Raw genomic sequence first — 12,327 nt, forward strand, 5'->3', positions numbered from 1 at the left:
CTTCGATTACAATTGGATCGTCGTACCGCATGCATGCACTTGAACGCCGCTCATATCGCCGCCGAGCACGTCGACGCTCGGAACCAGCTTGCCGCTGGACGGGTCTTTGACCTGCTTGTAGACGCCCCAGCCACGGCCCGTGCTCCAGAAGGTCGTATAATCTTCGTCCTCCATGGCCGGTTTGAACGACATCGTGCCTGCTGCCATGTCGAACTCGAAGCCGGCGAACGCGATCAACAGTCCCCAGCTCGACATCGAGCGGGCATAGTGATGGCCGCATTCCACTTCGTTCCACGGACTGCGCCGGTAGCCGTCCTGACGTTCGCGAACCGCCTTCACGATCGTCAGCCCCTCATCGATGAAGCCTTCGTAGATCAGGTTCGTCGCCACTTGATACTCGATGCCTGTCCATACCTCGTCGGAGTAAACGAACGGCAGCTTCGGCCGTCCGCCGTTCGGCCAGGAACAGAGCACGAGCCCCTGCTCGTCATGAAGCGCATATACGCGCTGGCAGTTCACGTGATCCTTGAAATCCGCTTTGAAATTATGCCGGAAAACCGCATGGACGGCGCTCTTGAGCCGATCCTCTTCCATCAGATGGCCGAGGCCGTATAGATGCGCCAGCTGCTGGCCGAGCAGCTGATCGGACAGGCAGCCGAGCCCGTGCTGGTACTTATGCGCGTTGACGTCGTCCAGCACCTGAACGAAATATTCGCCGTTCCACGTCAGCTCGCTCAGCCGCTTGGCACTAACTGCCGCGGTCGTACTGTAACGGTCGGCCGCTTCGTCGTCGGCCAAGAAGCGTGCCATCGCTTCCGCGGCTTTCAGGGCGCCGAGCAGCATAATGCCGGTCAGCGGGTTCGGGCCGTGGAACTCGATGTCGTACGTATTATGCTGTACGCCTTCCATCACGCCGTCGCCGTCATGATCCCAGTGGGCGAGCGCGAAATCAAGCGCCCGCTTCACGTTCGGCCACAGCTCCCGCAGGAAATCGCCGTCGCCGGACAGCTTCCATTCGCGAAGCACGCGCATGACCGCGCCAAGCTGGCCGTCCGCGGCGGGATGGCTGGATTTACCGCCCCACGGTCCACCGCAGCCGAACATGCTGAATGCGCGAAAATTCATTTTACCGGAATCTTCGACTTCCTCCATAAACTCGACCCGGCGCATCGTCCGCTCAAGCGATGGATACAAGAACGCGAGCGTCTGCTCGTAGTTCCACACATGCGTGCAGTTGCCGTCGCAAGAACCGCCGTCGTCGAATGTCCCTTCGAAGCCGAGGAACTTGCCGTTCTCGAGCCAGAAGCAGGTCGAGCTGCGCAGCACCGGCATATTGCCGGCCAAGGCGTCGATCACGTAACCCGGCAAAGTCGTGCCGAACAGCGCATCCCGGAACGCTTCCGTCCGCGTCCGCAGTCCATCCAGATTGTTCAGCAGGTACGCGCCGGCCTCCCAGGCGCTCGAGAACCGCGTCGCATAATGGTTGCGGATCGTTTCACGGCCCGGGGTCTTATCCCGGTTATGCTCGTTCCAGCCGTTAATGCGGTTCGGGAAGTACCAGGACAGCACGAATCGGAAGGTCTTGGTCTCGCCAGGCTGAAGCGTCTCGATGACGCCGAGCGAGCCCGTGTCCGTCTTATGCTCCTCCGAAGGCGTCTCGTACCCGAGATCCGTCAGCCGGCCGTCTTCCGTGAAGTCGTCCCAGAACTCCTGCAGAAAATCGTACCACGCGCCGCGCAGCCACGCCCGCTTAACCGTCAGATGCGTGTTGGTCGTCTGCAGCGCCAAATTGCCGTAGTTCAGATCGCCGGGCGCCCATTTCTCGGAAGTCAGATCAAGGCCGGATACGTCCGCATCCTGCCGGAATGCATTCACGTTCTGCCCGCAAGGCATGTTCCAGTCCAAATTGCTGAACTTGTCGTAGGTCAATCCGCCGACGGGATTGATCATCGAGCCCGCAATGACGACTTCGGCCGGAAGATCGCTGACGTTCGTGACGCGATAGGTCAGCGAAGCCGCCGGAATGCCGGAATTCTCGGGATCGAGCGGAATCATCGGCGTGAACGCCTCAAGCTCTACGTTGACCGGCAGCTCGCTGTCCCGGAACGCGATACGCGCCATCGGATAAGTGCCGATCAGCTCGGATTCGTCCAGGCGCGGCAGTCCGGCTCCCGTAAGCGGATGGTAGCCGTGCGAGAGCGCATGCGGCGGAAGCAGCTTCGACTCCAGCACTTTGGCTACCGGCTTCCGTCCCTCTTGCTCGACGCGAATGGCAAAAAACGTATTCGGCATGAACGTGTTCTTCGCCGGCAGGTTGAAAATCTCCCAGTCCTTCAATTCGCCGCGGCTGCCGAGCGAGATATTGCCCGTGCCGATGCCGCCGAGCGGGAAGAGCGCCTCCTTGGCTTCGCCAGGGTAGGTGCGCTGTCCGTTGCCGGTATATAGCCGTTCCTTCGTTTCGATCATGTGAGCACCATCGCTTTCCGCGTTATCGTTGTTTGCACGTCCGCCCGCTGTTAGCGGTACAGAGGTCCCAGCGTTTGGCATGCCCGGAAGTCTGCGCCGACCGGATCCATGCCGCCGAATGCGCTCCACATGCTTGGACGGAACACGCGGTCGTCCGAAACATTGTGCATGCTGACCGGAATGCGCAGCATCGCCGCAAGCGTGATCAGATCGCCGCCGATGTGGCCGTAGCTGACGGCCGCGTGGTTGGAGCCCCAGTTGTTCATGACCGTGTATACATCCTTGAACAAGCCTTCGCCCGTCAGATTCGGCACGAACCAAGTCGTCGGCCAAGTCGGGTTGCTGCGCTGATCAAGCTTGTCGTGCACGTCGTCCGGCAGTTCGACCGTGTAGCCTTCGGCCAATTGCAGAACCGGTCCGAGACCCGCGACCAAGTTGATGCGCGCCATCGTAACCGGCATGCCGCTGCGCGTCGTGAAGTCCGTCGAGAAGCCGCCGCCGCGGAAGAAGTCGACCGCCGGGCTCCATTTCGTCGCTCCCAGGCAATCGCTCACTTCCTGCTCTGTAATATCCCAGAACGGTTTCATTGCCGGCTGGCCGTCGATCGTCTGGCGGCCCGTTCCGTCTAGCGCCGCCGGACCGGAGTTAATGAGATGGATAATGCCGTTCGCCGCGCGGCCTTCCAATTGATGGCCCGTTACGCGTTTCACCGCATCCGGGCTCCAGTACGTGCGCACGTCCGCGAAAATTTGCGCGGCATTCGTAAGCAGATGACCGAAGAGCATCGTGATGCCGTTCAGCGTATCGTTCTCCGTTGCCAGCATGAACGGCTCGCGGATGCCGTTCCAATCGAACGAAGACGTCAGGATCGCTTCCATGAAGTCGCCGTTCGGGAAGTAGTCCGTCCATGCGCGCTGACCTTGGAAGCCGGCGGCGATCGCATTATGGCCGAGCGCTTCTTCGCCGTAGCCGATCTCGTCCAATTTCGGGTTGCCGATCATCAGATCGCGGGCGATGAGCGTCATTTTCACAACGGTTTCCCAATCGCCCGCTTTCTGCTCTTCCGTGCGCTGCAGATGCTCCGGATTGACTTCCGCGCCTTCGTTGCAGTTGGCTTTGACCCATGCGAGAGCGGTTTCATATTCCGTCTGATCGTAGATGCCAAGGCCCATGCGGCGCACGAACTCCGTCATGTCCACGTACTCGTTGCGAATGCCGAGGAAACGCTGGAAGAAGGTCTCGTCGACGATACAGCCCGCTATCCCCATGGACACCGAGCCCATCGACAGATACGATTTGCCCTGCATCGCAGCTACCGCAAGACCCGCTTTGGCGAATTGCAGCAGCTTCTCCTGCACGTCCGGCGTGATCGTCGTGTCGCCGATGTCCTGCACGTCGCGGCCGTAGATGGAGAACGCGGGAAGCCCCTTCTGATTATGCGCGCCAAGCACGGCGGCCAGATATACGGCGCCCGGACGCTCCGTGCCGTTAAAGCCCCAAATCGCTTTCGGTCTCGTCGGATGCGTATCCATCGTCTCGGTCGGGTAGCACCAGGAAGGCGTTACCGAGATCGTCAGGCCGACGCCGGCACGCGCGAATTTCTCCTCCGCTCTCGCGGCTTCCGCCACGCCGCCGATGCAAGTATCTGCAATTACGCATTCCACCGGCAAGCCGTTGCTGTGTTTCAAGTTTTCCGACAAGAACGCGGCCGCATTGCGCGCCATCTCCATCGTTACGTCTTCGAGCGATTCGCGAATGCCTCCGCGGCGGCCGTCGATAATAGGCCGGATGCCGATCGTAGGCAAGCTGCCCTGCAGTCTGTTGCCGATATGCGTATTCATGGGTAGGTTCCTCTTTCTTCACGTGGATTTGTTGGAATTCAGGAATGAATGCGTTTGACTTCATGATGAAAAATCTTGCTGGAAGGCGAATGCGCCTCGTTCTCGCCCCGAATGAGACGCAGCAGCAGGTCGCCGGCCTGGAGGCCCATCTCGTAAGGATCCTGGTCCACGTAGTACAGACCGGGCTCCTTCAATAGACGGCCTGCTTCCACTTCGCCGAAAGAAGCGACAGCCATATCGCCGGGAATGCGCAGTCCGCTTCCTACCAGCTCCAGCAGCACGCCGAGGCTCATCTGGTTGTTCAGCGAGACGATCGCCGTCGGCTTCTCTTCCTCGTTCAGAAACTGCCGGACGGCCCGAATGCCGCCTTCCGCGGAGAAATCCCCGCTGTAGAGCAGCAGCCGATCCTCGACGCCGCGCTCCTTCATCGCGCGAAGCACGCCTTCCAAGCGCTCGCGTCCCGTGCTGACTCTCGTCGGACCGTTCACCGCGCCGATACGGACATGACCGTCGTCCAACAGCGCTTTGGTCAATTCATAGGCGCTTTGGACGTTATCCTCCGCGACCAGATCAAGCGCCGGCAGACCGGTCTCGTTCGTGCCGGCTTCTTCTTCAAGCCGCCTGTCGATCAGCACCATCCGCTGGCCGTTGTCCCGCAGGCTGTTGATGTTCGCCACGTTGCCGCCGGACGTGGCAAGCACGATGGCATCGACGCGTTTCTCGTGGAGCAGCTGCAGCAGCCTTGCTTCCTTCTCCGGTGCCTCGTCGGAGCTGCAGAACATCAATTGAAAGCCTTCCGGGCCTACCACGTCCTCGATGCCTCTGGAAATGCCCATGAAGTACGGGTTGGATATGTCCGGAACGATGACGCCGATCATGAACGTCTTGTCCTGCTTCAAACTTCTTGCGATGGCGCTCGGTTGATAATTGAGCTTGGCGATGGCGCCGAATACGCGTTCCTTGACTTCAGCGCTGACGTAGCCGCTGTCGTTGAGCACGCGCGAGACAGTAGCCGTCGACACTTCGGCTTCTGCCGCGACTTGCTTGATCGTTGCTTTGGACAATCTTTATTCACCTCGAAAAGGGTTGCAATCGTTCATGTAATCGATTACGTAAACGATTACACAATGAGAGTACTGCGATTCCCATTCACTGTCAATAGCGAATTATCGCGAAAACGAACAAGAGCCTCGTCCCGAAACGAATCCGGACAAGGCTCTTGTGCATAGAGACATGATTAAGCGACGAATACATAGATCAGAAGCGCGAACAGCGGCACGATCCAGAGCAGCGGGATGCCATTCCAGAGCAGCGCCGAGCGGTGTCTCCGGCGAGCGAACAGAACCCACGCGGTAACCGCCGAAGCGGCCATCGCCAGCGGATAAATCAGGATATAAATGAATATCAGCCATGTCATCATGTCGTATTGGGCCTGCGGGCTGTCGAAACCCATCACGGACATGCCCAGCACGAACAGCCATGCGACTACGGATATCACATATATGATTTGCGAAACGATCAATGTAACGAGAACTGTTTTGCGATTCATGCGGTAAATCTCCATCTCTCTTGACGTGATGTGCACAAGTATAGCAGAAAATGATGCTCTTTAAACATGCCTCTGTCGTACAATTGCCATCTCCCTTGACAGACAGCGTACTTTTATAGCATAATGATGAAAATTTCATATGTTTATTCTTATCAAGAGTAGGTGGAGGGACAAGCCCGATGATACCCGGCAACCGACAAACCTTTGTGTCACAGAGGAATGCACGGTGCTAATTCTTGCGGAACGCTTTGCGAAGCGAATCTGGGAGATAAGAGCGAGGATAGTTATCCATACATACCTATGACCTTCTCTGATTCCGGAGAGGGTCTTTTTTGTTTTCTGCCATAACTCAACTTGACTATAGGAGGAATTAGGATGCTGAACACGATTGCCGACCGTTCGTTGATCGATGAATCCGCCGGGTATCGCCGCGACACGCTTCCCGGGCTTATAGAATGGCTCCGTTTCAAAAATTCGGTGGTTGGCTCATCGTTTGCCCTTTTGCAGCAAGATACGATTACCCGCATCGAATGTTTTCGCTTCGACCGCGAATGGACCGAGAAGCTGCATCCGGGCCGCGGCAACGATTATTGCTGCGGACTGCTTGCGATCACCGCCCATACGGGTGCAGTCGGAGCAGCGGAATTTGCGATTCCTTGCAAGCAGCTTAGCGGCGACTTGGTGATGTGGACGGCCCCTCTTCAACGCATGAAAGGCCGGACATTACCGGAAGGCCTCGACTATGTTCAGCAGAAGCAGGCGGCGTGGGGAGCCTTGAGATCCGAGCTCGTGAAGTCCGCGCTCCTGAACGCGAATAGACATGTCGAGCGGGCGGCTGCCAGCCATGAGGAGCGGCAATATCGCTGGGATCCCTCCTGCTTGCATCGTTATACGCAATCGTATGTTTCTTTCTGAGTGCATATCCCCCTTAAGCCTCCGGCAGTCGGCGGCACCGAATAACGAATAAGAACCGGTTGGACCTGGATGTCATCCAAGTTCAACCGGTTATTTATTTCCGCGTTTTATAACCTTCACGGCATGAAAGTTTCCATTTTTTTATATTTCGTTTATCTCGCTCTCCAATTGGACGTATCCGAAATGCCCTCCTCTTTAGTCCCCATAATGTATATAAATGTATTTTTTTGTTTCTTTTCGCTCCTTCGGCTCGCATGACGCCGGGACATTTACATGCGGGTTTCTTATGAGGCCTAAGAATCATAAGCATTACAATGCGCGGATCCAAATTATAGTGCTTCACTTCATAAACCGCGCCGAAAATGTTGACTTAACAACCGGGAGCCTTCTTTCACTTGGAATATGCAAACAATGGCATCTAGCAACACCATTTTTCAAAAATAGGAATAAAGACATATAAAGTTTCAAAAGTACAGGCCGCTAGAAATATGTAAATGTATTCCAACAGAATGAATTTTTAGTCGAAACATGTATTTACAAACTTTTAACTCAGATGGGATAATCCGGGAGTAGTAGTCCTAAAGTCGTGGATAAATATGGGAGGCGGATTGAGTTCTCGGGATGTCGAATAGCATTTCATCTCGATAATCAAAGGCGGTAAGCGACTTTGAGTCGTGACAGGATAATGAAAATAAGGCAATCATTCGGGCATCGTTTCATAGGACAACCTATTCTACCAAGCCCGCCAAACAATCGGAGGAACGTTTAAAAATGAACAAGAAAATAGCTTCAGCAGTATTGTCGTCCGCTTTGGTACTCAGTTCGCTCGGCGCGGCGGGAACCAGTTACGCGGAAACATCCGCAACGGCACCCGGATTCACGGACGGTGCAAGCAACTATGCGAAAGACGCGATCCAGGAACTTCTGGACAAAGGCATCATTCAAGGAGATGCGGACGGTAACTTCGACCCGAAAGGACAACTGACCCGCGCGCAGTTCATCGTCATGATCGTGAAGTCGATGGGCTTGAAAGTGGATCTGAACCAAACGGCTTCATCGCAGTTCAAGGACGTACCCGCTTGGGCGGCCCCTTACGTTGACGTCGCTTTCAAGGCAGGAATCATTCATGGTACGAGCGCGACGCTCTTCAGCCCGAACGCCCCGTTGACCCGTGAGGCGGCGACGGTAATCATGGTAAACGCGTTGATTTCCACAGGCGCTATCCCGAAAGACGAAGTAGCTGCCAACACGTTTACGGATGCGGACAGCATTTCGGATTGGGCGAAAAACGCTGTCGCGTTGGCGTTGAAATACGGATTGATCAAAGGTAACCCTGATGGATCTTTCAACCCTAAAGGCGAAGCCCTCCGGGAACAGGCGGCGGTGATGGCTTCAAACTTCATCGAGACGCAAGAAGAAATTCAGCCAACCAAGAATCCAACCACGGACCCGGCAACTGATCCTACTACTGATCCGACTACGGACCCAACCAATGAACCTGCTACGGATCCAACTCCTATCGGCGGCGGCGGCGGCGGCGGTGGCGGTGGCGGTGGATATACAACGGACTCCTCGGCACCAACCGCACCGACTGGACTTGCGGCTTCGCAAATCGAGCAAGACAGCCTTCAACTTAACTGGACGGCTTCGACCGATAATGTCGCGGTTACCGGATACGACATTTACAAAGACGGCGTGAAGGTGGCTTCGCAGTCTGGAAGATCATACTCCGCGACGGGGCTTGTCACTGACACGGAATACACGTTTACAGTGAAGGCGAAGGACGCAGCCGGTAACGCTTCGACGGCAAGCACGCCGCTGGTCGTAAAGACTTTAGCGCCTGACTCCGCGTATTTGGTTCCCGAAGACTTCGGGTATTGGAAGGAAGAAGACGCTTACAACGTGGGCTTCAATATCAATCTTGACCGCCTGCCCTACTCGAACATTCAACAGATCAAGGTTTCCCTGTACGACGGCACTACGTTCCTCGCTTCCGCTACATCGAAGGGCGAACATATTCGCGTGCTGGAAGCGGACGATACCGATTTAGGCGAAGCGGACGGACAGCTTAGCGTCGCATTCGACAAACGCGACGAAGCGTTTACAGCCGGGGAAGGCCAGCGTTGGGATCGCACGACTTACGGATTTGCGGCACCAACGAAAGCGGTTATTGAAATCACGGATAAGGCAGGACATACGTTCACGGCGGTCAACACGGCGATTTCCGCGGTAGCGCCGATTCCGATCCATACCATCGATCACGTTGCTACGGATGCTTCGGCCCCTATCTTCGCCACGAACGGCGGCTATTTCCTGGCGATGCAGTTCCAAGTCGACCATGACGTAGACCTGACAGATCCAGATTCGCAGTTCACTTCATACTACGAATACTCGACTGACGGCGGAGCTACGTATAATCCGGTGCTGGACAGCAGCGGTAACGTGTTCAAGCGGACGAAGGAGTGGGGATTCGTACGTTACGTAGCGGACGGCGTGCTGCAACCGCAACCGGATAAGTTGGTAACGGGTACCGATTACGTATTCGTCACTTCCGGTGACACGACCCATCGGTTGGCTTCCCTTGCGCAGCTGCCTGACGGAACGCAATATAAGGTCCGAGTCGTATACGTCATCAAGGACGAAGAAGGGAACGAAACCACTTCCCGTTCTGGATCGGTGGACTTTACCTCTTCGGCGGTCAATACCATGAATTACGTTGCTACGGACGCTTCGGCCCCCGTCTTCGCAACGAGCAGCGGCTATTTCCTGGCGATGCAGTTCCAAGTCAGCAAGGATTTGAACCTGGCAGATCCGGCGACTCAGTTCGCATCTTATTATGAATACTCGACTGACGGCGGGGACTCGTATTCCCCGGTGCTCGACAGCAACGGTAATGTGTTCAAGCGGACGAAAGAGTGGGGTTTCGTACGTTACGAAACGGACGGCGTGCTGCAACCCCAACCTAACAAATTGGTAGCGGGCACCGATTACGTCTTCGTCACTTCCGGAGACACGACTCATCGGTTGGCTTCTCTTGCGCAGCTTCCTGACGGAACGAACTACAAGGTCAGAGTCGTATACGAAGTCACGGATGAAAAAGGGAACCTGACAACGTCCCGTTCTCAATCTGTGGACTTTACCGCAGTAGCGCCGACTCCGGTCCATACCATCAGTCATGTTGCTACGGACGCTTCCACCCCTATCTTTGCAACGAGCGGCGGCTATTTCCTGGCGATGCAGTTCCAAGTCGACCAAGACTTGGACCTGACGGATCCGGATTCGCAGTTCACTTCTTACTACGAATATTCGACTGACAACGGGGGCACGTATAATCCGGTGAAAGACAGCAGCGGCAACGTGTTCGCCCGGACGAAGGAATGGGGATTCGTTCGTTACGAAGTGGACGGCGTGCTGCAACCCCAGCCTGATAAGCTGGTGAAAGGTACGAATTACGTCTTCGTCACTTCCGGAGACACGAGCAATCGTCTATATTCCCTGGCGCAGCTTACTGAAGGAACAAGCTATAAGGTGAGAGTCGTATATGTCATCAAGGATGAAAAAGGGAACGAAACCACGTCCCGTTCGCAATCGGCAGACTTTACAAGATAATTCGCCATACGGAAAAGCCGGGAGCTAACGCTCTCGGCTTTTTGCATGCGAAGAACACCGCAGCCATTGAAATCATATCGCTGTTCAACGTGGTATCAGTTTGCCATTCTCCAGGAAAAGAACGCGATCGCAAAGCGGCAATATCCGGTCATCATGGGTCACCATTACCGCGCTCTTGCGCTGATCTTTTACTTGTTTAGAAATCATGCGCACGACATCGAGTCCTCTCGATGCATCCAGGCTTGCCGTCGGTTCATCCGCGAACAGGACGGCCGGGTCATTCATGAAGGCTCTTGCGATCGCAACCCGCTGCCGTTCTCCCCCGGACAGATTGTCCGGATATGCGCTTCGTCTATGAGATAGCCCGAGTTGCTCCAGTAATTCTCCAGCGCGCTTTGCTGCCCTTGCCTTATCCATGACGGCAAGTTTCGCTACCAGCATCAGTTGTTCTTCTACTTTCAGGTAGGGGATTAGGTTGGCGCTTTGAAATATAAAGCCGATTTTCCGAAGTCGAAGTTCGGAACGTTCCTTCTTGTCTTTGCCGAGGATCGATTCTCCGTCGAGCAGCACATCCCCGCTCGTCGGCGCAAGAAGCACGCCCGCGATGGACAGAAACGTACTCTTGCCCGAACCCGATGGCCCCATAACCGCAACAAGCTCGCCTTCCGCAACCTCGAAATCCAGCTTATCCAAAATCGTTCTTTCGCTATCGCCGTCTTGAAACGTCCGCGTAATCGCTTGTAGTTCGAGTCTGTTCGTCATGCCGCCGTCCTCCCGATTGCATCTAAGGCGTCGATCCGCGCAACCTTCCAAACCGAAAACAGCGAACCCGCCAAAGACATGATTACGAAAGACAAGCAGGTAAGCGACAAGCTGGACATCCCTAATTGAAATGGCATTGAAGCCGGCAATAGGACCTCAAAAAGTTTGACCAGTAAAATGCTAATCACCATGCTGCCGATCGCTAAGAGCAATACCTGCAAGGTTACGCTTCTCGCTAAATAAGCCGTCCGCGTGCCAATGGCTTTCAAAATGCCGAATTGGCTGCTCTTCTGAATCGTGATGACATAGAAGAATACGGCCAGCACGAATGCGGAGATGACAAATAAGAAGACGATCATCATCAGCAGCGATCCTTGCTCTTCTTTGTAACCCGGTATCGCGGATACCGCCTCGGATTTCGATATGACTTCCGTGTTCGATAACGCCGCTTGCAGCTCCTTCGTTTTTCCATTCGAATCCTTCATCGCAATCGCATTGTAAACCCGGCTGACCGTTGATTGGGATTGGGTTCCTTGACGAACCGCCGTCAGCGCCTGAAGATGAAACCAATCCTGCATGGTAAGGAATACGGCCGGCGTATGGCTGAAAGACTCCTTTTCAACAAACCCGTCTACCGTCCATTCGGTTCCCGAAGCTTGATCGACAAGGATCGTGCCGATTTCGACCCCGGAATCGGACAGCTTGCGATCGACGAGAACATGTCCTGCCGTTTGGTCAGAGAGAGGTACGCCTCTACCTTCGGTCATCTTTGGTGCCAGCCAGCTATTGAAATCAACCGCGAGCAACGTTACATCCACCTTTTCGCTGCTGCCGACTGGCTTAACCGTGGTCATTTTCACGCCAAGCGGTTCTGCGTTTGCTTCGCCAACGATTGAACGGGCCGCGTCAAGCTGATGCTGGTCGACCTGGGATCGGGCGAGACGGTGGTTGGAATTGTTTTCCAATAGAAAATGAGTGGCACCCATATTCTTAACAGAAGCCGCGTTGTCATACGCAAGTCCCTGCGCAAGTCCGGTAACGAACAGAACCAGAAAGGCAACAAGCACCATAATTACCGCAATTAACGCGTACCGGGCCTTTGCAAATCTCATTTCGCGAATCGCCAGATACATCTTGCTTCCCTCCTTCCGAATGCCATCAGTATAGGAAGCGAAAATGAACGGC

General features: G+C 55.3%; 8 protein-coding genes and 1 riboswitch. Of the genes, 2 read left to right on the forward strand and 6 right to left on the reverse strand.

Annotated elements, in window-relative coordinates; genetic code table 11:
• Window positions 1–6: 6 nt before the first annotated feature.
• From GZH47_RS06405 to GZH47_RS06420, 4 genes are all read right to left on the reverse strand, one after another.
• Window positions 7–2,466, reverse strand: a complete 2,460-nt coding sequence (locus tag GZH47_RS06405) for a GH116 family glycosyl-hydrolase (protein ID WP_162639267.1) — start codon at window positions 2,464–2,466, stop codon at window positions 7–9.
• Between the two features lie 50 nt (window positions 2,467–2,516).
• The gene (locus GZH47_RS06410; protein WP_162639268.1) at window positions 2,517–4,307 is read right to left on the reverse strand and encodes an L-fucose isomerase; all 1,791 of its coding nucleotides are present in this window, start codon (window positions 4,305–4,307) and stop codon (window positions 2,517–2,519) included.
• A gap of 38 nt (window positions 4,308–4,345) precedes the next feature.
• Window positions 4,346–5,371 (reverse strand): LacI family DNA-binding transcriptional regulator, encoded by a 1,026-nt coding sequence (locus tag GZH47_RS06415; protein ID WP_162639270.1) that lies wholly within the window; start codon window positions 5,369–5,371, stop codon window positions 4,346–4,348.
• A gap of 173 nt (window positions 5,372–5,544) precedes the next feature.
• On the reverse strand, window positions 5,545–5,856 hold the full coding sequence (locus GZH47_RS06420) for a hypothetical protein (RefSeq protein WP_162639272.1): 312 nt from the start codon (window positions 5,854–5,856) through the stop codon (window positions 5,545–5,547).
• A gap of 146 nt (window positions 5,857–6,002) precedes the next feature.
• Window positions 6,003–6,131, forward strand: a riboswitch (SAM riboswitch).
• 100 nt (window positions 6,132–6,231) lie between these two features.
• On the opposite strand from GZH47_RS06420, the gene GZH47_RS06425 reads away from it, so the two are divergent.
• Together GZH47_RS06425 and GZH47_RS06430 are read left to right on the forward strand one after the other, a co-directional pair.
• Complete coding sequence (locus GZH47_RS06425) at window positions 6,232–6,771, forward strand: hypothetical protein (RefSeq protein ID WP_162639274.1); 540 nt, start codon at window positions 6,232–6,234, stop codon at window positions 6,769–6,771.
• Between the two features lie 771 nt (window positions 6,772–7,542).
• The gene (locus GZH47_RS06430) at window positions 7,543–10,380 is read left to right on the forward strand and encodes an S-layer homology domain-containing protein (protein WP_162639276.1); all 2,838 of its coding nucleotides are present in this window, start codon (window positions 7,543–7,545) and stop codon (window positions 10,378–10,380) included.
• Window positions 10,381–10,464: 84 nt separating this feature from the next.
• On the opposite strand, the gene GZH47_RS06435 is transcribed toward GZH47_RS06430, so the two are convergent.
• Together GZH47_RS06435 and GZH47_RS06440 are read right to left on the reverse strand one after the other, a co-directional pair.
• Window positions 10,465–11,142 carry an ABC transporter ATP-binding protein gene (locus tag GZH47_RS06435; RefSeq protein ID WP_162639278.1) on the reverse strand — a complete coding sequence of 226 codons (678 nt, stop codon included), beginning with the start codon at window positions 11,140–11,142 and terminating at the stop codon, window positions 10,465–10,467.
• Complete coding sequence (locus GZH47_RS06440; protein WP_162639280.1) at window positions 11,139–12,275, reverse strand: ABC transporter permease; 1,137 nt, start codon at window positions 12,273–12,275, stop codon at window positions 11,139–11,141. Before GZH47_RS06440 ends, GZH47_RS06435 begins: the two co-directional genes overlap by 4 nt.
• Between the last annotated feature and the right edge of the window lie 52 nt (window positions 12,276–12,327).

The sequence above is a fragment of the Paenibacillus rhizovicinus genome (genome assembly GCF_010365285.1).
Classification (GTDB): Bacteria; Bacillota; Bacilli; order Paenibacillales; family Paenibacillaceae; genus Paenibacillus_Z; species Paenibacillus_Z rhizovicinus.